The sequence below is a fragment of the Streptomyces sp. NPDC045778 genome (assembly GCF_056431945.1).
Genome location: NZ_JBWKJZ010000002.1, coordinates 31198 through 54223, shown reverse-complemented (window position 1 = coordinate 54223; position 23026 = coordinate 31198). Strand labels below are relative to the sequence as shown.

Here is a 23026-nt window from a genome sequence, read left to right as displayed (position 1 = left end):
CGGCTCACGCCGCCGGATACGGCAGCAGCCCCGCATCCGTCCGCTCCCACGCCGTCCGCAGCTCCGCGAGGAGTGCCGGCTCCCGGCCCGCCAGGTCCGCCTGTTCCCGCTGGTCGCGGCCCAGGTGGAAGAGCTGGTCCGCGCCGCCCTTGCCGCGGTAGTACTTCCACGGCCCGCGCCGCAGCGCCCGCTCGCCCCGCACCCGCCAGAACAGGTCCCGCTCGCCCGGCTCCGTGCCGCGCAGCAAGTACGGGGCCAGGCTCGTGCCGTCGAGCGGCCGGGCCGGATCGGGCCGCGCCCCGGCGAGTTCCAGCAGCGTCGCCGTCCAGTCGGGCGTGTACACGGGCAGGTCACTGACCTGCCCGCCGTCCAGACGGGCGGGCCAGCGCAGGATGGTCGGCACCCGGATGCCGCCCTCCCGTAGCGAGCCCTTGTTCCCGGACAGCGGCCAGTTGTAGGAGAAGCGCTCGCCGCCGTTGTCGGAGGCGAAGAAGACCAGGGTGTCGCGCTCCTGGCCGGACTTCTTCAGGGCGTGCAGCACGTGCCCGACCGAGCGGTCCAGGTCCTGCACCATCTCCGTGTACTTGGCGACCGATCCGCCGTCCCGGTGCTGGAGGGCACCGCGCTCCCCGGCCTCGATCCGCCGTACGACCTCCGCGCTCGCCTCGGTGTCGCCGTCGGCTATCCACGGCCAGTGCGGGGTGGTGAAGTTCAGGTTGAGCAGCCACGGCCGGTCGTGCTCGCGCCGGACGTACTCACTGGCCCGCTCGGTGAGGATCCGCGTGTAGTAGCGCAGGTCCTTGTAGGTCGCGTCGCCCTCGTACAGGTCGTACTCGCCGGCCAGGCCGAGCTTGGAGTAGTACTCCAGGGCCCCGCCGAAGTTCCCGAAGAACTCGTCCCAGCCCGACCTGGTGGGCGAGTAGTCCGGCAGGTAGCCGCAGTGCCACTTGCCGATCAGGGCGGTCGCGTACCCGGCGCCGCGCAGCAGCGAGGCGAGCGTGGGGTGGGTCGGCTCCAGGCCCGCCGACTTGTCCGCGATGGGCTCGGCGAGCCCGCCCTTCGTCCGCCCGGGGAAGCGCCCCGTGTACAGGCTGAAGCGGGTGGGGGAGCAGGTCGCCGAGCCGGAGTAGGCCTGGGTGAAGCGCACGCCCTGGCGGGCGAGGCGGTCCAGGTGCGGGGTCCTGATGTGCGGCGAGCCGTAGGACGACAGGTCGGCCCAGCCGAGGTCGTCGCCGAGGACGAAGAGGATGTTGGGCCGCCGCCCGGCCCTCCCGTCGTGCCGCTCGCGGGCGGCGAAGGGCCGCTCGGCGGGGGCCGCGACAGGGGACGCGACGGGCGCGGCGACGGCCTCGCCCGCACCGATCCCGACGGCGGTGGCGGCGCCCGCCACACCCCCGGTGAAGGCGCGCCGGGACAGCGGACTCTCGTACGAAGGCACAAAGGGCTCCTGGGCAGGAAGGGCCCCCGTCGCGGGGGCGCGGCGAAGCCCCCCGAGGTGAAGCGGCGGGGGTGCGGCCGGAAAGGGCGGAGGGGCGCCCCGGAAGGGGCGCGAGAAGCGCGCCGGAGCGCGCGCGAAGCGGGACGGCTGGGGCGGAAAGCCCCCGAAGCGCCCCGAAGGGGGAACGTTTCAGCGTGACAAACGTCCCACGACCAAGAAGGTCAAACCGCCCTGAAACAGGGCGAAATGAAAGGCCCGCTCAAGCGCCGAAACGACAGATCGCGCTCGCGACGCGGGCCAGATCCACATGGCGGCGCCACACGAGCGGGACCGTCAGCGGGTCACCGAAGGGCTGCATGAACCAGGAGCCTCGCGGAGCCGGCGGAGGGCTGTCAATGCACTGTCGTGCCTGTTCACGAGCCCTTCGCACGGCCGAAGCAACCCGGCCGGAACAAGATCGGGAAGGCGTCCGCCAGGAGGTCCGCAAACAGGCCGCCTGGAGGAACGTACATATGCGGCCACGCCCTTCCGGGCCCCCGTCAAGCCCCCGCCTACGCTCCGTACAGGACCCGTATCCCCAATTCGGACCAGTGGTCGATCTCGCCTACACTCGGTGCCGTGCCACGTGGTGACGGTCGACTCAATCACGATCTGCTCCCCGGCGAGAAAGGCCCCCAGGACGCTTGTGGCGTCTTCGGTGTCTGGGCTCCGGGCGAAGAGGTCGCAAAGCTCACGTACTTCGGGCTCTACGCCCTCCAGCATCGGGGTCAGGAATCCGCGGGAATCGCGGTCAGCAACGGCTCCCAGATCCTCGTCTTCAAGGACATGGGCCTCGTGTCCCAGGTCTTCGACGAAACCTCCCTCGGCTCCCTCCAGGGTCACATCGCGGTCGGACACGCCCGCTACTCGACCACCGGAGCCTCCGTCTGGGAGAACGCCCAGCCCACGTTCCGCGCCACGGCCCACGGCTCCATCGCCCTCGGCCACAACGGCAACCTCGTCAACACGGCCCAGCTCGCCGAGCTGGTCGCCGCCCTGCCCAAGGAGAACGGCCGCGCGACCCAGGTCGCCGCGACCAACGACACGGACCTGGTCACCGCGCTGCTCGCGGGCCAGACCGACGCCGACGGCAAGCCGCTGACCATAGAGGAAGCCGCGGCCGCGGTCCTGCCGCAGGTGCGGGGCGCCTTCAGCCTCGTCTTCATGGACGAGCACACGCTGTACGCCGCCCGTGACCCGCAGGGCATCCGCCCGCTGGTCCTCGGCCGCCTGGAGCGCGGCTGGGTCGTGGCGTCGGAGTCCGCCGCGCTCGACATCTGCGGCGCCAGCTTCGTCCGCGAGATCGAGCCGGGCGAGTTCGTCGCCATCGACGAGAACGGCCTCAGGACCTCTCGATTCGCGGAAGCGAAGCCCAAGGGCTGTGTCTTCGAGTACGTCTACCTGGCCCGTCCCGACACCGACATCGCGGGGCGCAACGTCTACCTCTCGCGCGTCGAGATGGGGCGGAAACTGGCCAAGGAAGCGCCGGTCGACGCGGACCTCGTCATAGCGACCCCCGAGTCCGGCACCCCCGCCGCGATCGGCTACGCGGAGGCCTCGGGCATCCCCTTCGGCGCCGGCCTCGTCAAGAACGCCTATGTCGGGCGGACCTTCATCCAGCCCTCCCAGACCATCCGCCAGCTGGGCATCCGGCTGAAGCTGAACCCCCTCAAGGAAGTCATCAAGGGCAAGCGCCTGGTGGTCGTCGACGACTCGATCGTCCGCGGCAACACCCAGCGCGCCCTGGTCAAGATGCTCCGCGAGGCGGGCGCCGCCGAGGTGCACATCCGCATCTCCTCTCCCCCCGTGAAGTGGCCCTGCTTCTTCGGCATCGACTTCGCGACCCGCGCCGAGCTGATCGCCAACGGCATGACCGTGGACGAGATCGCCACGTCGCTCGGTGCCGACTCGCTCTCGTACATCTCCATCGACGGCATGATCGAGGCGACCACCATCGACAAGCCGGACCTGTGCCGCGCCTGCTTCGACGGCGAGTACCCGATGGAGCTGCCCGACCCCGAGCTGCTCGGCAAGCAGCTCCTGGAGACGGAGCTGGCCGCGGGCCCGGCGGCCACGGCCGCCGCCGACGCGATCCGTCGCCCCTGAGCCCCATCGTCAACACCGAAAGATCCCGGGCAATGTCTGAGACAACTGCTGGTACTGGTGCCTCCTACGCCGCGGCGGGCGTCGACATCGAGGCGGGCGACCGCGCCGTCGAGCTGATGAAGGAGTGGGTCAAGAAGACCCAGCGCCCGGAGGTGGCGGGCCTCGGCGGCCTCGGCGGCTTCGCCGGGCTCTTCGACGCCTCCGCGCTCAAGCGCTTCGATCGGCCGCTGCTCGCCTCCGCGACGGACGGCGTCGGCACCAAGGTCGACCTCGCCCGGCAGCTCGGCGTGTACGACACCATCGGCCACGACCTGGTCGCGATGGTCATGGACGACATCGTGGTGTGCGGCGCCGAGCCGCTGTTCATGACCGACTACATCTGCGTCGGCAAGGTCCACCCGGAGCGCGTCGCCGCCATCGTCAAGGGCATCGCCGAGGGCTGCGTCCTCGCGGGCTGCGCGCTCGTGGGCGGCGAGACGGCCGAACACCCGGGCCTGCTCGGCCCGGACGACTTCGACGTCGCCGGCGCGGGCACGGGCGCCGTGGAGGCCGACCGGGTGCTCGGCCCCGATCGCATCCGTAAGGGTGACGCGGTGATCGCCATGGCGTCCTCCGGTCTTCACTCCAACGGGTACTCGCTGGTTCGGCACGTGGTCTTCGACCGCGCGAAGATGACCCTGGACCAGCAGGTCGAGGAGTTCGGCCGCACGCTCGGCGAGGAACTCCTGGAGCCCACCAGGATCTACTCCCTGGACTGTCTGGCGCTGACCCGCACCACCGACGTGCACGCGTTCAGCCACGTCACCGGAGGCGGCCTCGCGGCGAACCTGGCCCGGGTGATCCCGGACGGCCTGCACGCCACCGTGGACCGCTCCACCTGGGCGCCGGGCGCCGTCTTCGACCTCGTCGGCAAGGCCGGGCAGGTCGAGCGCCTGGAGCTGGAGAAGACCCTGAACATGGGCGTGGGCATGATCGCCGTCGTGCCCGAGGAGTCGGTGGACGTGGCCCTGGCGACGCTCGCCGACCGCGGCGTCGACTCCTGGGTCGCGGGCGAGATCACCGACCGCGGCGACCACGCCACGGGCGCCGAGCTGACGGGCGACTACGCCAAGTAACCCACCGGACAGCACGAAACCCGGTCCGGCAAGCTGCCCGGACCGGGTGAAGTGCGTTGTCCCGCCGTCCGCGAGAGGTGCGGACGCTACCGCGGGAAGTACCGAACTACGAGGTCAAGCGCCGCGGCGCTGCTGCGAGGGGCCGGACTCGCCGGCGTCCTCGTCGTCATCGTCGTCGGTGTTGTACAGATCCGCGTACTGCGCGTACGGGTCTTCGTCGTCCTCGTCCTCGAACGGCTCGCCATTCGGCGGCTGCTGCGAAGTCGAAGCGCCCAGCTCGTTGGCCAGACGCGACAGGTCAGTCCCGCCGCTGTTGTACTTCAGCTGGCGGGCGACCTTTGTCTGCTTGGCCTTGGCCCGGCCGCGCCCCATGGCTCGACCCCCTCGGTATCGGGGCTCATGGCCCCAGAGTCTTGACACGCGTTCATGATCCGGAACGGGCTCTCCGTGGAGAGACCGGTCCGTAGGGCTTCCACGGTACCTGTTCCTGCGGCCATACGGTACGTCGCCCGCAGGACGCGCCTGGGCGCACGACCGGCAAGGAGCCCTTTCCTCGCTGGTCAGCTGCGATTTTAACCTCTTCTTGGCGGGCGACCCGCCGACGGGCGTGAGTCTTGTCTCCCGATGACGCCGGCGGGCCCCTACGAGGGCCTTGTCAGGGCCCAATCAGGCCGTTCTGAAGGCCGTTTTCAGTTGTCCCGGGGCCGCGTTCCGTATGCTTTCGGACACTTTCCGCAGCCTTTCGCCCGGTACGCGTCAGCGGCGGCGGGCCTCCGCGATGCGCTGCTCGGCGATCCTGTCGGCCGCTGCGGCGGGCGGGATGCCATCCGCCTTCGCGCGAGCGAAGATGGCGAGCGTGGTGTCGTAGATCTTCGACGCCTTCGCCTTGCAGCGGTCGAAGTCGAAGCCGTGCAGCTCGTCGGCGACCTGGATCACGCCGCCCGCGTTCACCACGTAGTCCGGGGCGTAGAGGATGCCGCGGTCGGCGAGGTCCTTCTCGACGCCGGGGTGCGCGAGCTGGTTGTTGGCCGCGCCGCACACCACCTTCGCGGTGAGGACCGGCACGGTGTCGTCGTCGAGCGCGCCGCCGAGCGCGCACGGCGCGTACACGTCGAGGCCCTCGGTGCGGATCAGGGCCTCGGTGTCGGCGACCGCGGTGACCTGCGGGTGCTTGTCCGTGATGCGGCGTACGGACTCCTCGCGCACATCCGTGACCACGACCTCGGCGCCGTCCTCGACGAGGTGCTCGACGAGGATGTGCCCGACCTTGCCGACGCCCGCGACGCCGACCTTGCGGCCGCGCAGCGTGGGCGCGCCCCACAGCGTCTCGGCGGACGCGCGCATGCCCTGGAAGACGCCGAAGGCGGTCAGGACCGAGGAGTCGCCCGCGCCGCCGTTCTCCGGGGAGCGGCCGGTCGTCCAGCGGCACTCGCGTGCGACGACGTCCATGTCGGCCACGTACGTGCCCACGTCGCAGGCCGTCACGTAGCGGCCGCCGAGGGAGGCCACGAAACGGCCGTAGGCCAGGAGCAGCTCATCGCTCTTGATCTTGTCCGGGTCGCCGATGATGACGGCCTTGCCGCCGCCGTGGTCGAGACCGGCCATGGCGTTCTTGTACGACATCCCGCGCGCGAGGTTCAGCGCGTCGGCGACGGCCGCCTCCTCGGTGGCGTAGGGGTAGAAGCGCGTACCGCCGAGGGCGGGGCCCAGGGCGGTGGAGTGGATGGCGATGACGGCCTTGAGTCCGCTGGCGCGGTCCTGGCACAGCACGACCTGCTCATGACCCCCCTGATCCGACTGGAACAGGGTGTGCAGGACGCCGTCGGTTGCATCGGTCACGGTGGTGACTCCCGGTTACGTAGCGGCGGTTGGGCGGGCGCCCGTGCGGGTGGCGGGCTCCGTTGTGGCATGAGAGTAGAGCCTCATGGGGCCCTGCCGCCGCACGGAGGTCGGCAAGACTCTGTCCCCTCTTCGCGGGCGTCACTCTCCCGGGCTGCGAGACGCAGTACGGCGGTGTTCGGCCATGGCAGGATCCGCAGTGTTTTCCGGCCGGAACGCGGGGGAGGGGAGGAGCCGTGCCCAAGGTGTCCTCGGTGGTCGTCCCGTACGCGTCGTACTTGCGTGTGTACGAGCCGCTCGCCGCCTTCCCCGAGCCCGAGCGCACCCACTGGGCGCGTTACGCGCGCCGCCCGGAGCGGCCCTCCTACCAGGACGAACTACGGGCTTCGCTGGCGGACTTGGCGCCCACACCGCCGATCCCGGTGCCGGTGCACGAGAGCCGGGAGGCCTTCGTGGTCGAGGCGGACGGTGTGGTGTGCGTCTGCCCCTGGCGCACGCGCCTGCGCGGCTGGCAGGCCCTCGACGAGCTGTCCGGGCAGCTGCCCGCGCCGGTCCTGGACGCGGTCATCCCGCCGGTGGTGCGCCGGCAGGCCGCGGCGGACTACGAGGCCTGGCTGGCCCGCAACCCCGACGCGCGCCCCTGGATCCGCACGGCGACCTGGCACGTCCCGCTGAACTGGTTCGTCCTGGTCGCGGACGAGGAGCGCTTCTACGACAAGGGGTACGCCGACGCTGCGGGCGAGGACGAGCCGCCCGGGGCCGCCGCGCCCGTCCTGCGGTACCGCACGCCGATGGTGCAGGCCCGGCGCCGGGTCGCGCGGGGCCTGAAGGCACTGCGGAACGCCATGGACGAGGGGCCGCTCATCGACGGCCTGGTGGACGTCGGCCGGTGGCTGGAGGAGTTCCACCCGCGCTCGCTCGTCGAGCTGGACTACGGCGGCCTGGTGCACACGCTGCCGGAGGAGACACTCGACGGCGACCACTCGGCGGCGGACGTGGCCGCGGGCATCGAGGCGCTGCGTGACGGCGACGGGGAGGGCGCGGGGGAGGCGTACGTGCGCCTCGTCGAGCGGTGGCGCGCGGTCCGGGAGCGGCAGTTCTCGAACTGACGTCGCCTTCCTTGACGAAGCCGTAACACCGAGCCGGCGGTTTTCCCCTGGAAGTAGTGCATCCTGGGCTTTCCCCTGTCCCGCCGCCGGGACGTAGGTCCCGATCCGGGCCTTTGCCTCAAGCGTGATGGACCGCACTTAACTGACCCTTGCGCCGATCGGCCTTCCTCATGCCAAAATAGGACAAGGAGTCCGGACAGGGTTCCTTCCGTCCAACTACGGGCGGAATGCTCAGCATTGCACGCTATGGGGGGTCTGTTGACTCCTGATCGCTCTGTGACTGATCGTCACTGTGACGTGACTGTCCGCTATGGCATGGTCCATCGGCTTCCGTCGCTGATGGACACCTGGGAGGGCAATTCCATCGGTTTGGCCGACGCGGCTGGACGGATGGTGTAGTTGTAGTGCCGAGGACAAGCCGTTCGTCCTATAACCGACTCGACTCGCGTCCGCCATTTCGGGCAACGCGGGTCAAGGTGCAGAATTTAGAGGAATGAACCGAGAAGGTTCGGTTCTCCCGAGGAGGCCGCTCATGACCGCTCGCACCCCTGATGCCGAGCCGCTGCTGACCCCGGCTGAGGTTGCCACGATGTTCCGCGTCGACCCCAAGACGGTCACGCGCTGGGCCAAGGCTGGCAAGCTCACGTCGATTCGCACGCTCGGCGGGCACCGCCGTTACCGCGAGGCCGAGGTCCGCGCACTGCTCGCGGGCATTCCGCAGCAGCGCAGCGAGGCCTGACGCAGGGCGTTTTCGCAGCAAGAAGTACACATCGGACGAAGAGCACCGTCGCTGCCGGGTCCCCCAACCCGGCCGTACCGTCCGACACATAGCTCCATGCGACGCGGGTCCTGCCCCAACGGGACCCCTGCCTGAGCCACTTGGGTGCGTCGTCGATCGCGCTGGACTCCGCCGGGTCCAGCGCGATCTTTTTTGTGTCCGGCCTCCCGGGCCCGGGCCGCTCGCCCTACAGGCTCTCCCAGGCTTCAACAAGGCGGCTCACAGGGCCGCTCAACAGCGCCCATCGTGAGGTGTCGCGAGACTCTGTCCGTAGGTGCAATTGCACATATTAGATTGACCTGTTGTAGGACGGGTGTAAGTTCAACGGTTTTCGAAACTCATTCGGTGACTACCGTCACACGCACCGTGGCTTGTTGCCTTTGCCGCCCTTGCGCTAATGGGGCGTAGCGCCCGGACGGGGAGAACACTCCCGCTCCCGTGGCTCTCAGCTTCCCACCGCGGGTGTGCCGGGCGCGGCGGCTTTGGTCATGCCTTGGGAGGACTTTCGTCCTCGCATTGCCCGGTGCGCGGCTCGGCGGCCTCAGACGCCTCCGTGACCTCGTGGGCCTCTTCCGGGGGCTCCATGGCGAGGCGCAGCAGCCGGTGGCAGATGGGGCAGTGCCGGGTCACGTGGCGGTAGCTCGAGGCCGCCGCGAGATGGGCGCGCAGCAGGGCGCGTGTCTCGTGCCGCGCGGATGCGGGGACTGGCGTCATGCGTCACCTCCGGGGGGCGTGGCCGCCCCTGGGCCCCTGGGTCCTGCTGATTGGGGTACCGGGGGAATGTGACGCCGTCAAGAAGGCGAGCGGCAACTGGACGCGGGCCCTCGGCGCGTGCCTCACCCCCGCGAGCCCCTGGCGGGTGCCCCGCCGCGCGGGCTCGCCCCCGGGCGCCGGGCGGACGCGGAGCCTCCGGCGGCGGCCCCTGCCGGCCGGGAACGCGAAAGCGGGCCGCACCTGACGGTGCGGCCCGCTTTCCGATGCGGTCCTGACGGGATTTGAACCCGCGGCCTCCACCTTGACAGGGTGGCGAGCACTCCAAACTGCTCCACAGGACCAGGTTTCGCGGCGCTCGTACTGCGTTGCGCTGCGAGAAGGACTGTACAGGAGTGCAGGCCAGCGGTCGAACTCACCCTGCGTGCGTGACCGGTTACGGCGCCGCCGCGTCGATGGCCTTCACGATCCGCTTGTCCGACACGGGGTAGGCCGTGCCGAGCGCGTGGGCGAAGTAGCTGACGCGCAGCTCCTCGATCATCCAGCGGATGTCCAGGACCTCCTGCGGGACCGGGCGGCCCTGCGGGAGCTGCTCCAGGAGCCAGGCGTACTCGTCGCGCATCTCGCGGACCTTCTCCATGCGCGTGGTGTCCCGCTGCGCGTTCGCCGGCATCTGCTGGAGGCGGCGGTCGGCGGCGACCATGTAGCGCATCAGGTCCGGCAGCCTGCGGATGCCCGTCGCGGTGACGAAGCCGGGCTTGACGAGGCCGTCCAGCTGCTCCCGTACGTCCTGGAGGTTGGCGAGCAGGGCGGGGCTGCGCGTCGACTTCAGGCGCCGCTCACAGGCCTGCCAGGCGGCGAGGACCTGCTGGACCTGCGCGACCGTACGGACCGTCGTGTCGACGATCTCCGCGCGCACCTTCTCGTAGAGCTTGCGGTACGACTCCTCGTCCCACACCGGTCCGCCGAAGTCCGCGATCAGCTTGTCCGCCGCGGCGGTCGCGCAGTCGGCGAAGAGGGCGGGCATGGAGCCGTGCGGGTTCGCCGACAGGGCGAGCTTCTGCTGGTTGGTCAGCTTGTCCTGGGCGAACTTGGCCGGGTTCACCGGAATGTTGCGCAGGATGAGCCGGCGCGTGCCCTTCCACATGGCCTGGACCTGCTCCGCCTCGGTGTCGAAGAGGCGCACGGAGACCGTGTCGCCGTCGTCGACGAGGGCCGGGTAGGCCTTCACCGGCTGGCCCGCCCTGCGGGTTTCGAAGACGCGGCTCAGCGTGCCGATGGACCAGTCCGTGAGGCCGGTGCGCTCGATGGTGGCGCCGCCCGTGCGCTCCGCCGTGGCGGCCGCGGCCTGGGACAGGGCCTTGCGGGCCTTCGGCTTGAGCCGGAGCTTCAGGGCCTCCAGGTCCTTGTCCTCGGCGAGCTTGCGGCGCCGCTCGTCGGTGATCCGGAAGGTGATCTTCAGGTGGTCGGGGACACGGCTCAGGTCGAAGTCGTCGCCGTGCACCGGGACGCCCACCATTTTCTGCAGCTCACGGGCGAGCGTGACGTGCAGCGGCTCCTGGAGAGGGGTCGCCCGCTTCAGGAACTCCTTGGCGTAGTTCGGCGCCGGCACGTAGTTGCGGCGGATCGGCTTCGGCAGGGAGCGGATCAGCTCCGTGACGACCTCCTCGCGCAGGCCGGGGATCTGCCAGTCGAAGCCCTCGGCCGAGACCTGGTTGAGCACCTGGAGCGGGATGTGGACCGTCACGCCGTCCGCGTCCGCGCCCGGCTCGAACTGGTACGTCACCCGGAACTTCAGCGGCCCCTGCCGCCACGCGTCGGGGTAGTCGTCCTTCGACACGTCGCCCGCGCGCTCGTTGATGAGCATGGACCGCTCGAAGTCGAGCAGCTCGGCCGCCTCGCCGCCCTCCTGGAGCTTCTTCTTCCACCAGGAGTCGAAGTGCGCCCCCGACACCACGTCCTCGGGCACGCGCTGGTCGTAGAAGTCGAAGAGCGTCTCGTCGTCGACGAGGATGTCGCGGCGCCGCGCCCGGTGCTCCAGCTCCTCGACCTCGGTGAGCAGCCTGCGGTTGGCGGCGAAGAACTTGTGGTGCGTGCGCCAGTCGCCCTCGACGAGCGCGTTGCGGATGAACAGGTCGCGGGAGACCTCGGGGTCGATGCGCCCGTAGTTCACCTTGCGGTCGGTGACGATCGGGACGCCGTACAGCGTCACCTTCTCGTACGCCATCACGGCCGCCTGGTCCTTCTCCCAGTGCGGCTCGCTGTACGTGCGCTTGAGCAGGTGCTGGGCGAGCGGCTCGACCCACTCCGGCTCGACGCGCGCGTTCACCCGGGCCCACAGGCGTGACGTTTCGACCAGCTCGGCGGACATCACGAAGCGCGGCGGCTTCTTGAACAGCGCCGACCCCGGGAAGATCGCGAACTTGGCGCTCCGCGCCCCCAGGTACTCGTTCTTCGCGCCCTCCTTCACGTCCTTCATGCCGATGTGCGACAGCAGACCCGCGAGCAGCGAGATGTGCACCTGCTTCTCGGGGGCGTCGCTGTCGTTCAGATGGATGCCCATCTGCTTGGCGACCGTGCGCAACTGCGTGTAGATGTCCTGCCACTCGCGGATGCGCAGGAAGTTCAGATACTCCCGCTTGCACATGCGGCGGAACGCGGAGGAGCCCAGCTCCTTCTGCTGCTCGCGCACGTACCGCCACAGGTTGAGGTACGCCAGGAAGTCCGACGTCTCGTCCTTGAACCGGGCGTGCTGCTGGTCGGCCTGCGCCTGCTTGTCGGCGGGGCGCTCGCGCGGGTCCTGGATGGACAGGGCGGCGGCGATCACCATGACCTCGCGGACGCAGCCGTTCCGGTCGGCCTCCAGGACCATGCGGGCCAGGCGCGGGTCCACCGGCAGCTGCGCCAGCTTGCGGCCCTGCTGGGTGAGGCGCTTCTTCGGGTCCTTCTGCGCGGGGTCGAGCGCGCCCAGCTCCTGGAGGAGCTGCACGCCGTCGCGGATGTTGCGGTGGTCCGGCGGGTCGATGAACGGGAACTTCTCGATGTCGCCGAGGCCCGCCGCGGTCATCTGGAGGATGACGGACGCCAGGTTCGTCCGGAGGATCTCCGCGTCCGTGAACTCCGGGCGCGCGTTGAAGTCGTCCTCGGAGTACAGGCGGATGCAGATGCCGTCGGACGTACGCCCGCAGCGGCCCTTGCGCTGGTTGGCGCTGGCCTGGCTGATCGCTTCGATGGGCAGGCGCTGCACCTTCGTACGGTGGCTGTAGCGCGAGATGCGGGCCGTGCCCGGGTCGATCACGTACTTGATGCCCGGGACGGTCAGGGACGTCTCGGCGACGTTCGTGGCGAGGACGATCCGTCTGCCCGTGTGCGGCTGGAAGACGCGGTGCTGCTCGGCGTGCGACAGCCGGGCGTACAGCGGCAGGACCTCGGTGAACTTGAACTTCTTCTTCTCCAGCGCGTCCGCCGTGTCGCGGATCTCGCGCTCGCCGGAGAGGAAGACCAGGATGTCGCCCTTGCCCTCGGCCTGGAGTTCCTCGACCGCGTCCGTGATCGCGGTGATCTGGTCGCGGTCCGGGTCGTCGCCCTCCTCCTCCAGGAGCGGGCGGTAGCGCACCTCCACCGGATACGTACGGCCGCTGACCTCGACGATCGGGGCGTCGCCGAAGTGCCGGGAGAAGCGCTCCGGGTCGATCGTCGCGGAGGTGATCACGACCTTCAGGTCCGGGCGCTTCGGAAGCAGCTGCGCCAGGTAACCGAGCAGGAAGTCGATGTTGAGCGAGCGCTCGTGGGCCTCGTCGATGATGATCGTGTCGTACGCGCGCAGCTCGCGGTCCGTCTGGATCTCGGCCAGCAGGATGCCGTCCGTCATCAGCTTCACGTACGTGTTGGCGCCGACCTGGTCCGTGAAGCGGACCTTCCAGCCGACGGCCTCGCCGAGCGGCGTGTCCAGCTCGTCGGCGACGCGCTCGGCGACCGTGCGGGCGGCGATGCGGCGCGGCTGCGTATGGCCGATGAGGCCGCGCACGCCCCGGCCCAGCTCCAGACAGACCTTCGGGATCTGGGTGGTCTTGCCGGAGCCCGTCTCACCCGCGACGATCACGACCTGGTGGTCGCGGATCGCCTCCAGGATCGCGTCCTTCTTCTGGCTGACCGGGAGCTGCTCGGGGTACGTGATCGCGGGCACGCCGTCGGCGCGGCCCGCCATCCTGGTGACGGCCTGGTCGATGTCCGTCGCGATCTCGGCGAGGACGGCGGCCCGGGCCTCGGGCTTGCGGATCCGGCGCGCACCTTCGAGCCGCCGGCCGATGCGGTGCTCGTCGCGCAGCGACAGCTCCGACAGGCGGGGGGCGAGGGCGTCGAGGGTGAGGGCGGGCTGCGTAGACATACGCGGTCCAGGATCTCACCCGGTGCTCACAGGTGGCCAACCGATTTCCCGGGGCGGGCGCGGCGGCACGTACCATTCCGGGCATGTCGTCCCGTGTGCGTACGCCGTGGTGCCCCCTGGTGGCGGTGCTGCTCGTGGTGCTCGGGGCGTTCTGCGGGCCCGCCTTCGCGGACCGGCCCGCGCCGCCCGTCGACCGGGCGGCCCATGTCTTCGCCCAGGAGGCCGACGGGCGCGGGGCGCCGGGATGCGGCCGGAGCGACGCCTCCGACCTGGGACAGCGGCCCGCGGTGCCGCCGCGGCAGGGGCCCGGGTACGAGCTGCCGCCGTCGGCGTTCGCGGCCCGTGCCGTCGACTACGACTCCTGGGGCAGCGAGCCGGCCGTGCGGGCCGTGGCGTCGCTGCGCGCGCCGCCGCCGCTCACGCCGCCCTCACCGGTGGACCTCTCCGTTCTGCGCGTGTAGGAGGCCCCTGTCTCAGGGGCCCCTCAGCTACGCACGTCCACGCACGCAACAGGAGAAGCGCATCACCATGTCCACTGCCCGCAAGAAGAAGAACATCGCCGTCGTCGCCGCGGTCGCCGTCGCCGCCGGGGCGCTCGGCATCGCCTCGTACACCGCTACCAAGCCGGACGACTCCGGGTCCAAGGGGTCCTCCGCGTCCGCCGGGAAGGGCTCGGACTCCGCCGCGCCGGAGCCGGGCGTCTTCCCCGAGCTGGAGGCCCTCGCGCGCCGCGACGCCAAGGACCCGCTCGCCCAGGGCAAGGCCGACGCGCCCGTCGTCATGATCGAGTTCGCGGACTTCAAGTGCGGCTTCTGCGGCAAGTTCGCCCGTGACACCGAGCCGGACCTGGTGAAGAAGTACGTCGAGAACGGCACGCTGCGTATCGAGTGGCGCAACTTCCCGATCTTCGGCGAGGACTCCGAGCGGGCGGCGCGCGGCGCCTGGGCCGCGGGCAAGCAGGGCCGGTTCTGGCAGTTCCACGAGGCCGCGTACGCGGACGGCGCCAAGGAGAAGGGCTTCGGCGAGGACCGGCTCAAGGAGCTGGCGCGCGAGGCCGGGGTCAAGGACGTCCCGCGCTTCCTGCGGGACACCGTGAGCGACGCGGCGAAGTCGGCGGTGAAGAAGGACCAGGACGAGGGCTACAAGCTCGGCGCCACGTCCACGCCGTCGTTCCTGATCAACGGGCGGCCCCTCGCGGGCGCGCAGCCCCAGTCCGTCTTCGAGGAGGCGATCCAGAAGGCGGCGGCGAGCCGGGCCAAGGGCGGCAAGGGCGGGGCCGGCAAGTGACGGCCGACGTCGGATACTTCGCCGCCTTCCTCGCCGGTCTCCTCGCCCTGGTCAGCCCGTGCAGCGCGCTGCTCCTGCCGGCTTTCTTCGCGTACTCGATCGACTCCACGTCGCGGCTGCTCGCCCGGACCGGCATTTTCTACGCCGGGCTCGCCACGACCCTCGTGCCGCTGGGGGCCGCCGGGTCGACGGCCGGGCGGTTCTTCTTCGGGCACCGGGAGCAGCTGGTGTTCTGGGCGGGCTGGACGATCATCGCGCTCGGGATCGCGCAGGTGGTGGGGCTCGGCTTCGCCTCCCGCCGCCTCGCCGAGCTGTCCGGGCGGATCCGGCCCACCACGGCGGTGTCGGTGTACGCGCTGGGCGCCGTCTACGGGCTCGCCGGGTTCTGCGCGGGCCCGATCCTCGGCAGCGTCCTCACGGTCGCGGCGGTGAGCGGCAGCCCGGTGTACGGGGGCGCGCTCCTCGCGGTCTACGCGCTGGGGATGGCGGTGCCGCTGTTCGTGCTCGCCGCGCTGTGGGAGCGGTTCGACCTGGGGCGGCGGCGGTGGCTGCGCGGTCGCGCCTTCCGCGTCGGCCGTCTGGAGCTGCACACGACGTCCCTGCTCTCCGGCCTGTTCTTCGTGCTCCTCGGCGCCTTGTTCCTCGCCTACGACGGCGCCGCCGCGCTGCCCGGCCTCCTCGACGTGGACGACTCGTACACCGTCCAGGAGCGGGCGAGCCGCATCGGCGACGCGGTGCCGGACTGGGCGGCCCTGCTCGGCCTGGTCGCCATAGTGGCCGTGGTGGCCCTCACCGCGGCCCTGCGCAACCGCCGCACCGAGCCCGAGGCGACGTCGGACACGGAGTGACCCGCGCCTCCGGGTGGGCCTGCCGGGCCCACCCGGAGGGTCACCCGGAGACGGGTCAACTGGCGCGTGGGCAACGGCGTTTCACGTGAAACATCGGCGCCTGGGAAACGACGAAGCCCCCGTCCGGAGACGAGGGCTTCAAGGAAGTGGCTGGGGCCGGGATCGAACCGGCGACCTATCGCTTTTCAGGCGATCGCTCGTACCAACTGAGCTACCCAGCCACGCAGCTCACCGGGGTGATCTGCAAGCGGTCCTGACGGGATTTGAACCCGCGGCCTCCACCTTGACAGGGTGGCGAGCACTCCAAACTGCTCCACAGGACCTTGCGTTGTGCGAGCACTAGTCTCGCACAGGGTGGTGCGTGCCCCCAACGGGATTCGAACCCGTGCTACCGCCTTGAAAGGGCGGCGTCCTAGGCCGCTAGACGATGAGGGCTATCGACCCGCCTGGGCGCTTCGCAGCGCGTCGGGGACGTGAGAAGCATATGGGATGCGGGGACCGATCGCCAAAACGGTTTACGGAGGCGGGCCCGGCGGCGGCGTCGAGGGCTTCGCGCCGGGCTGGTTCTCCTTGGGGAGATGGCGGCTGACCTCGGCTTTCGTGAGGCCGAGCCCGCCGAGCTTGATCTCGTCCCAGGCCTGGAGCCGCTTGGTCGCCCGGTCCAGGTAGAGCACGGAGGTCTCGACGGGGTCCGGGTGCTCGCCCTCGACGGCGCGCAGCCCGCTGCCCCCGGTGGAGCCCTCGATCCGCAGCCGGGTGCCCTTGTCCATGACCTCCATCTCCTGGTGGTGCAGATGCCCCGCCAGGACCAGCGGCACCGTGCCGTCCGTCTCGCGCGCGGCCACCGGGTTGTGGGCGACCGCCACGTCGACCGGGGTGCGCGCGGCGGCCTGGGCGCGCAGGGATGAGGCGAGCGTGATGCCCGCCACCTCCTCCGCGGGGTCGCCCTCCGCCTTCGTGGAGCGGTCCGGCGTGAACTGGGGGTCGCCGATGCCCGCGAAGCGCAGGCCCGCGACGTCGACGGGCTTGCCGTCGTCCAGGACGTGCGTGTTCTTGAGCTTCTTCAGGTAACGCTGTGTGGTCGTGGAGTCGTGGTTGCCGCGCACCCACACGTACGGCGCGTCGAGGTCCTCGATGGGGTCGAGGAAGGCGTTCTCCGCGGCCGTGCCGTGGTCCATGGTGTCGCCGGAGTCGACGATGACGTCGATGTCGTACTGCTCGACCAGCGAGTTGATGATCTTCCAGCTCGCCGGGTTGAGGTGGATGTCGGAGACGTGCAGGAGGCGGATCGTGGAGGGGTCCGGCTCGTACGCGGGCAGCGTCGACGTGACGTCGTACAGCTTGGTGACGTTCGTCACCAGGCGCGCCAACTCGCGCTGGTAGACGTCGAATTCGCTCACGATGCTGCGCGCGTTGCCAACCATGGAGGGGGCGCTGCTGAGCAGGCCCGAGAACTTCGGCTCCAGGACCGAGCGGGGGTTCCAGGTGGCGAACGCGGCCACGCCGGACGCGGCGAGCAGGGCCAGGGCGAGGCCGCCCGCGGCGAGCGCGCGCCGGGGGCGGCGGTAGACGGCGAGGCCGAGCGCGGTGGCCCCGGCGACGACCGCGGCGCAGGAGCGCACCGCGAGGTTCAGCGTGCCGTTCACCACGTCGCTCGCCACCTCCTCCTGGAGCCCCGAGATCCGCTCGGGGTGGTCGACCAGGGCCTCGGAGCGCACCGGGTCGAGGCGGTCCACGTCGACGTCGAGGCGGATCGGCGCGGTGTGCGAGCGCAGCTCCAGGGCGCCGAGCGGCGACACGTCGATCTTCGTGCCGCCGGTGAGCGAGGGCCGCAGCGCCATTCGGGTGTCCATGGGCCCCACGGACGTACGGACGCTGCCGACGATCAGCAGCCCGAGCCAGGCGCCCAGCACCACGACGGCGATCAGGCCGAGGGAGCGGGCGAATGGGCGCGGGGCCCTGCCCAGCTCGACCGGCGTACGCCGCTGACGTGCGCCTTCTCGGGCATTCCGGCGTGCGCGCCGCAGGGTGCGGACGCGGTCGAGGAGAGTGGTGGGGACACCGCGCAGGCCGCGCAGGTGCCGCAGAACGACCGTGACGTCGCGCCCCATTGGGCCCGTATGCCCAAGCGGAGAGGTGGCTATGCCTGCCGGTGATCGACGGTCGACAATGGTCCTGTGCTGGAGATGACGCGCGAGGAGTTCGAGGAACTGGTGGCCGAGGCGCTCGACCGGATCCCGCCGGAGCTGACACGGCTCATGGACAACGTGGCGGTGTTCGTCGAGGACGAGCCGCCCAGCGACGACCCCGAGCTGCTCGGGCTCTACGAGGGCACGCCGCTGACCGACCGCGGCGAGTGGTACGCCGGGGTGCTGCCGGACCGGATCACCATCTACCGGGGGCCGACGCTGCGGATGTGCGAGTCGCGCGAGGACGTGGTGGCGGAGACGGAGATCACCGTCGTGCACGAGGTGGCGCACCACTTCGGGATCGACGACGAGCGGCTGCACGCGCTCGGGTACGGCTGAGCCGCCGGCCCGGGACGCGTTTGAGGGCTGCCGCGCGGGGTCCGGTACGCGTTTGAGGGCTGCCGCGCGGGGCCGGGACGCCGCCCGGCGTCCGCCGCGTACGGCCGTGGCGCCGGGCCGGGCGCGGGTCCTTCTTGGGGCGGTGGCGCGCGTGTCCTCTTGCCGGGCGCGGGAGTTGGGCAGGGCGTCTCTCTCCCCCTGCGCCTCGGAGGTGCTCGGCCGTGCGCCAGTTCTACGTTTCCGTCCGATGGGCCGCGACCGTGGTGGCCGTCGCGGCGACCGCGGGCTGCATGAGCATCGGCGACGACGGGAGCGGCGCGCCCGTGCCCGGGAAGTCGGCCAAGGAGCGCGGCGGCGCCGCCGCGCCCGACGGCGGCACGGTCCTGCCCGGCGGTGAGCGCGGACGCGGGGACGACGGGCACCGCGAGGGCGGCGGCGGCAAGGGCAAGAAGGGCAAGGGCAAGCGCGGCGACAAGGGCAAGGCGGCGCCGGAGGCCGACGGCGACGACAAGCCGGGCGGCAAGCCCTCGCGGGCCGGGTCCGGCACCAGCACCGCGTCGGTCGAGCCGACGCGGAACGGGCGGCCGACGCCGTCGCGCACGAAGCCCGGGCCCCGCCCCACGCGCACCACCCCCACCCCCGACCCCACGCCCGAGCCGCCCACGCCGACGCCGGACCCGACGACCCCGGAGCCCTCGTCGTCGGCGCACGGGGAGGCGGAGGGGCCGGTCAAGGAGCAGGGGGAGCCTTCGCCGCAGGCGGGGCCGGCGTAGCCCGGGCGTGCCGGGCTGTTCCCGGGTTCTCCCGGGGGTGCCTCCGCGGGTGCTTCAGGGGGTGCTCCTGGAGCCGCGGAGGGCGATTATGGTGCGCATTTGCCAATGGGGGTGGTAGGTGCGTATGGTGGTAGATCGTTTGATCCCATTTGCCCGGCCCTCTTGGTGGAAAAGCCACAGAAGAGCGCCGCGTGGCGCGTACTCTCCCTTGCCGTGGCTGACCGCATAGAGGCGGTCCATTGCGAAATCACGGAGTTGACGGGCGCGTGCCGAGACTCCGGAAGGTTTCGCATTTCGCATGTCCATTTTCAGTTCTGACCACGCCGTCCTGCCCGAGAATGAGACCGTCGTCGAGGCGGCGGAGGCCGCAATCGAGGGCGCCCCGACCGTGGCGCCCGAGGCCGTCGAGCCCGAGGCCGTCGAGTCCGAGGCCGTGGAGCCCGCCGAGCAGGTCGTCGAGTCCGAGGCGGAGGCCCTTGAGGCCGCTGACGCCGCCGCCGAGGCCGCCGAGGCCGAAGCCGACGCCGAGCCCGAGATCACGTTCGGTGACCTCGGCCTGCCCGACGGTGTCGTCCGCAAGCTCGCGCGCAACGGCGTGCACACCCCCTTCCCGATCCAGGCCGCGACCATCCCGGACGCCCTGGCCGGCAAGGACATCCTCGGCCGTGGCCGCACCGGCTCCGGCAAGACGCTCTCCTTCGGTCTGCCGACCCTGGCGCGCCTCGCCGACGGCTACACCGAGAAGAAGAAGCCCCGCGCGGTCATCCTGACCCCGACCCGCGAGCTGGCGATGCAGGTCGCCGACGCCCTCCAGCCCTACGGCGACGTCCTCGGCCTGAAGATGAAGGTCGTCTGCGGCGGTACGTCCATGGGCAACCAGATCTACGCCCTGGAGCGCGGCGTCGACGTCCTCGTCGCGACCCCGGGCCGTCTGCGCGACATCATCAACCGCGGCGCCTGCTCCCTGGAGAACGTCGAGGTCGCCGTCCTCGACGAGGCCGACCAGATGTCCGACCTGGGCTTCCTGCCCGAGGTCACCGAGCTGCTCGACCAGGTCCCGGCCGGCGGCCAGCGCATGCTGTTCTCGGCCACGATGGAGAACGAGATCTCCACGCTGGTCAAGCGCTACCTGACCAACCCGGTGACGCACGAGGTCGACAGCGCCCAGGGCAACGTCACGACCATGACGCACCACATCCTGATCGTGAAGCCCCGCGACAAGGCGCCGGTCACGGCCGCGATCGCCGCGCGCAAGGGCCGCACCATCATCTTCGTCCGCACCCAGCTGGGCGCCGACCGCATCGCCGAGCAGCTGCGTGACGCCGGTGTGAAGGCCGACGCGCTGCACGGCGGCATGACGCAGGGCGCGCGTACGCGGACCCTCGCCGACTTCAAGGACGGCTACGTCAACGCGCTCGTCGCCACCGACGTCGCCGCCCGCGGCATCCACGTCGACGGCATCGACCTGGTCCTGAACGTGGACCCGGCCGGTGACCACAAGGACTACCTGCACCGCTCGGGCCGTACCGCCCGTGCCGGCCGCAGCGGCACCGTCGTCTCCCTCTCGCTGCCGCACCAGCGCCGCCAGATCTTCCGCCTCATGGAGGACGCGGGCGTCGACGCCTCGCGTCACGTCATCAACGGCGGCGGCGCCTTCGACCCGGAGGTCGCCGAGATCACCGGCGCCCGCTCCATGACCGAGGTGCAGGCCGACTCCGCCAGCCAGGCAGCGAGCCAGGCCGAGCGCGAGGTGCAGGGCCTCACCAAGGAGCTGGAGCGCGCCCAGCGCCGCGCCGCGGAGCTGCGCGAGGAGGCCGACCGCCTCACCGCGCGGGCCGCGCGCGAGCGGGGCGAGGACCCGGCGGAGGCGCTCGCCGCCGCCGCGGAGACCGCCGCCGAGGCCGCCCCGGCCGAGGCCCCGGCCGCCCTGCCGGAGCAGACGGACCAGCCGCAGGCCGAGCGCGCCGAGCACACCGACCGCTCTGACCGCTCCGACCGCCCGTCGTACGACCGTCGCCCGTCCCGCGACGACCGTGGCGACCGCGGTGGCTTCCAGCGTCGCGACGACCGTGGTGACCGTGGCGGCTTCCAGCGCCGTGACGACCGCGGTGACCGCGGCGACCGTGGTGGCTTCCGCCGTGACGACCGCCGCGACGACCGTGGTGGCCGTTCCTTCGACCGTGACCGCCGTGACGACCGCGGTGGCTTCCAGCGCCGTGACGACCGCCGTGACGACCGTGGTGGCCGTTCCTTCGACCGTGACCGCCGTGACGACCGTGGAGGCTTCCAGCGTCGCGACGACCGTGGCGACCGCGGTGGCTTCCAGCGTCGCGACGACCGTGGTGACCGTGGCGGCTTCCAGCGCCGTGACGACCGCGGTGGCCGTCCCTTCGAGCGCCGTGACGACCGTGGCGGCTTCCGCCGCGACGACCGCCCGTCGGGTCACCGGGGCAGCGACCGTCCGTTCAACCGTGACCGCCGCGACGACCGCCCCGCCGGCGGCCACCGCTCCGGCGGCCACGACCGCCCGTCGTACAACCGCCGTGACGACCACCGCTCCGGTGGCTCCTTCGGCCGCCGCGACGACAAGCCGCGCTGGAAGCGCAACGGCTGACACGCCGGTCCGGCGCGTAGCCGATAGCCGATGAGGGCGGGCACATCTCCGGATGTGCCCGCCTTCGTCCGTACCCGGTTCCGCGCGGCCATCGCCTGACACACCGTGAGGACGGACGCGCTACCGATACCCGATCGGACTGCGGGGCCCGGCGGGCTATGCTCATGGGTGCGCCGACCTCACGTCGGCGAGGACCGTTAGCTCAATTGGCAGAGCAGTGGACTTTTAATCCATTGGTTGTGGGTTCGAGTCCCACACGGTCTACGGCTGGACCCCAGGTCAGATGTCCTTGGCCTGGGGTCTCTCGCTGTTTTCGGGGGCTTGGGGGTCGTTAGCCCGGCCTGTGCTCGGTCGAAGTGTCGCGGCTCTGCCCGGGGGTGCCTCCGGGCGGGCCACGCCATCCCGCTCCTGGACGGCCTCGTCCGCTGGGGCTCTATTGCGGGCATCTGCGGGCGTGGAGGTAGGAGTACACCGGCCCGCTCAGGGGCTGCCAGAGGTGTGGGCGGGCCGTGTCGCCGGGGGTGATGGGGGTCCGGCAGCCCACGCATGACAGCTCCGGCTTTCCCGCCTGCTCCCGTGCGGTGAGGTGCTGGGCGCCCAGCACCTGGCCGCGGTCGCAGGGGCCGAGGGGGCATCGGAGGCAGGTGATGCCGTGGTCGTACCAGTCGAGGTAGGTCACAAGCACCCGGGTCTGGACGGTGTGGCAGGGCGTGCAGGCGCGCAGGCGTCCGTCGGGGCTGAGGTCGATGCCCTGGCCGGGCGGCAGCGCGCGCGGGCACCACACGCACACGGCCCCGGACCGCTGCTCCGCGCGAAGCGTGTCGAGGGCGGGGACTACGGCCAGGCGCAGGGCCTTGGTCATGTCACGCATCGCTGCCCCTCTCCTCCGGGTCGCGCGGGTCAGGCCCAGCGCAGGCAGGGCAGGCGTACACGACGCTGTCGAGGACCACGGCGCCGACCCGGCCGCGAGAGGTGCCCGCCTCGACGGCCCCGGCCGTGAGCTGGACGGCGCACCAGACGCAGGCCCTCCCGGCGTACTGCTCCCGAGTCAGCTGGTGCGCAGACGGGGGATCGGGGCGCCTCTCCATCCCATGCAGGTCCGGCGGCTCCCTGCCGTCCGCGTAGTCGTCGAGGCAGTCCGGTGCGGACGCAGTGTCATGGCGCTGACCGGTCATCGGGACGCACCGGGCGTCCGGTTGACGGCGAGGATGCGCGAGATGCGATCGGCGCACTCCCGCTCTGCTCCCTGCACGCCCACCTCGTAGTCGAAACCGGTGACGTACCGGTCCCCGATGACGAGAATCTCCTCAGACAGACGGCTGTTCAGGGGGTTGGTCACGGTGACTCGCATCTCGGGTTCGTTCACCGTGATCAGCAGGCCGTGCTTCTCCAGGAAGCTGGAGAGCTGCTTCAGGTCGTTGGTGTCCACGCTCTGAAGATCCCAACGAAGCAGG

Annotated in this window: 19 protein-coding genes and 5 tRNA genes; 11 read left to right on the top strand and 13 right to left on the bottom strand. The window is 71.2% G+C overall.

What is annotated here, in order from left to right; genetic code table 11:
* Positions 1-4: 4 nt before the first annotated feature.
* Both AC07GB_RS02935 and AC07GB_RS02930 read right to left on the bottom strand, forming a co-directional pair.
* Positions 5-1438 (bottom strand): sulfatase family protein, encoded by a 1434-nt coding sequence (locus AC07GB_RS02935; RefSeq protein ID WP_478841456.1) that lies wholly within the window; start codon positions 1436-1438, stop codon positions 5-7.
* 259 nt (positions 1439-1697) lie between these two features.
* Entirely contained in the window at positions 1698-1796 is a 99-nt protein-coding gene (locus AC07GB_RS02930; protein WP_478841455.1) for a putative leader peptide, read from the bottom strand.
* Positions 1797-2056: 260 nt separating this feature from the next.
* Between AC07GB_RS02930 and purF the strand changes: the two genes are divergently transcribed.
* Together purF and purM are read left to right on the top strand one after the other, a co-directional pair.
* Positions 2057-3583 (top strand): amidophosphoribosyltransferase, encoded by a 1527-nt coding sequence (gene purF / locus AC07GB_RS02925; RefSeq protein ID WP_478841454.1) that lies wholly within the window; start codon positions 2057-2059, stop codon positions 3581-3583.
* Positions 3584-3615: 32 nt separating this feature from the next.
* Positions 3616-4698, top strand: a complete 1083-nt coding sequence (gene purM, locus AC07GB_RS02920) for a phosphoribosylformylglycinamidine cyclo-ligase (RefSeq protein WP_478841453.1) — start codon at positions 3616-3618, stop codon at positions 4696-4698.
* Positions 4699-4812: 114 nt separating this feature from the next.
* Here purM and AC07GB_RS02915 read toward each other — a convergent pair whose 3' ends face one another.
* On the bottom strand, positions 4813-5070 hold the full coding sequence (locus AC07GB_RS02915) for a DUF3073 domain-containing protein (protein WP_399612065.1): 258 nt from the start codon (positions 5068-5070) through the stop codon (positions 4813-4815).
* 384 nt (positions 5071-5454) lie between these two features.
* Complete coding sequence (locus AC07GB_RS02910; RefSeq protein WP_478841452.1) at positions 5455-6537, bottom strand: Leu/Phe/Val dehydrogenase; 1083 nt, start codon at positions 6535-6537, stop codon at positions 5455-5457.
* 236 nt (positions 6538-6773) lie between these two features.
* Between AC07GB_RS02910 and AC07GB_RS02905 the strand changes: the two genes are divergently transcribed.
* Positions 6774-7646 carry a DUF8083 family protein gene (locus tag AC07GB_RS02905; protein WP_478841451.1) on the top strand — a complete coding sequence of 291 codons (873 nt, stop codon included), beginning with the start codon at positions 6774-6776 and terminating at the stop codon, positions 7644-7646.
* Positions 7647-8178: 532 nt separating this feature from the next.
* On the top strand, positions 8179-8385 hold the full coding sequence (bldC, locus tag AC07GB_RS02900; RefSeq protein ID WP_003949541.1) for a developmental transcriptional regulator BldC: 207 nt from the start codon (positions 8179-8181) through the stop codon (positions 8383-8385).
* A gap of 525 nt (positions 8386-8910) precedes the next feature.
* On the opposite strand, the gene AC07GB_RS02895 is transcribed toward bldC, so the two are convergent.
* The 3 genes from AC07GB_RS02895 to hrpA form a co-directional block, all read right to left on the bottom strand.
* Entirely contained in the window at positions 8911-9138 is a 228-nt protein-coding gene (locus AC07GB_RS02895) for a DUF6274 family protein (RefSeq protein WP_478841450.1), read from the bottom strand.
* A gap of 266 nt (positions 9139-9404) precedes the next feature.
* A tRNA-Asp gene (locus AC07GB_RS02890) sits at positions 9405-9479 on the bottom strand.
* A gap of 92 nt (positions 9480-9571) precedes the next feature.
* Positions 9572-13522 (bottom strand): ATP-dependent RNA helicase HrpA, encoded by a 3951-nt coding sequence (gene hrpA / locus AC07GB_RS02885; protein WP_478841449.1) that lies wholly within the window; start codon positions 13520-13522, stop codon positions 9572-9574.
* A gap of 83 nt (positions 13523-13605) precedes the next feature.
* On the opposite strand from hrpA, the gene AC07GB_RS02880 reads away from it, so the two are divergent.
* From AC07GB_RS02880 to AC07GB_RS02870, 3 genes are all read left to right on the top strand, one after another.
* Positions 13606-13983: a hypothetical protein gene (locus AC07GB_RS02880; protein WP_478841448.1), complete on the top strand. Its 378-nt coding sequence runs from the start codon at positions 13606-13608 to the stop codon at positions 13981-13983.
* A gap of 67 nt (positions 13984-14050) precedes the next feature.
* Positions 14051-14809 carry a DsbA family protein gene (locus AC07GB_RS02875; protein WP_478841447.1) on the top strand — a complete coding sequence of 253 codons (759 nt, stop codon included), beginning with the start codon at positions 14051-14053 and terminating at the stop codon, positions 14807-14809.
* A complete protein-coding gene (locus AC07GB_RS02870; protein ID WP_478841446.1) occupies positions 14806-15657 on the top strand; it encodes a cytochrome c biogenesis CcdA family protein in 852 nt (283 codons plus the stop codon). Before AC07GB_RS02875 ends, AC07GB_RS02870 begins: the two co-directional genes overlap by 4 nt.
* Positions 15658-15804: 147 nt before the next feature.
* Here AC07GB_RS02870 and AC07GB_RS02865 read toward each other — a convergent pair.
* The 4 genes from AC07GB_RS02865 to AC07GB_RS02850 all read right to left on the bottom strand — a co-directional run bounded on the left by AC07GB_RS02865 (position 15805) and on the right by AC07GB_RS02850 (position 17768).
* Positions 15805-15878 (bottom strand) — tRNA-Phe (locus AC07GB_RS02865).
* 27 nt (positions 15879-15905) lie between these two features.
* Positions 15906-15980: transfer RNA gene (locus AC07GB_RS02860), tRNA-Asp, on the bottom strand.
* A 39-nt stretch (positions 15981-16019) separates the two neighbouring features.
* Positions 16020-16092: transfer RNA gene (locus tag AC07GB_RS02855), tRNA-Glu, on the bottom strand.
* An 80-nt stretch (positions 16093-16172) separates the two neighbouring features.
* Positions 16173-17768 carry a metallophosphoesterase family protein gene (locus tag AC07GB_RS02850; RefSeq protein ID WP_478841445.1) on the bottom strand — a complete coding sequence of 532 codons (1596 nt, stop codon included), beginning with the start codon at positions 17766-17768 and terminating at the stop codon, positions 16173-16175.
* Between the two features lie 66 nt (positions 17769-17834).
* Here AC07GB_RS02850 and AC07GB_RS02845 point away from each other — a divergent pair, with 66 nt between their 5' ends.
* The 4 genes from AC07GB_RS02845 (at position 17835) to AC07GB_RS02830 (ending at position 21836) form a co-directional block, all read left to right on the top strand.
* Positions 17835-18185 (top strand): metallopeptidase family protein, encoded by a 351-nt coding sequence (locus AC07GB_RS02845; protein ID WP_030685713.1) that lies wholly within the window; start codon positions 17835-17837, stop codon positions 18183-18185.
* Positions 18186-18406: 221 nt separating this feature from the next.
* Complete coding sequence (locus tag AC07GB_RS02840) at positions 18407-18958, top strand: hypothetical protein (RefSeq protein WP_478841444.1); 552 nt, start codon at positions 18407-18409, stop codon at positions 18956-18958.
* A 298-nt stretch (positions 18959-19256) separates the two neighbouring features.
* Positions 19257-21572: a DEAD/DEAH box helicase gene (locus AC07GB_RS02835; RefSeq protein WP_478841443.1), complete on the top strand. Its 2316-nt coding sequence runs from the start codon at positions 19257-19259 to the stop codon at positions 21570-21572.
* A 191-nt stretch (positions 21573-21763) separates the two neighbouring features.
* Positions 21764-21836, top strand: a tRNA-Lys gene (locus tag AC07GB_RS02830).
* Between the two features lie 169 nt (positions 21837-22005).
* On the opposite strand, the gene AC07GB_RS02825 is transcribed toward AC07GB_RS02830, so the two are convergent.
* Positions 22006-22443 carry a hypothetical protein gene (locus AC07GB_RS02825; protein ID WP_478841442.1) on the bottom strand — a complete coding sequence of 146 codons (438 nt, stop codon included), beginning with the start codon at positions 22441-22443 and terminating at the stop codon, positions 22006-22008.
* A 300-nt stretch (positions 22444-22743) separates the two neighbouring features.
* Positions 22744-23001 (bottom strand): hypothetical protein, encoded by a 258-nt coding sequence (locus tag AC07GB_RS02820; protein ID WP_478841441.1) that lies wholly within the window; start codon positions 22999-23001, stop codon positions 22744-22746.
* Positions 23002-23026 lie beyond the last annotated feature (25 nt).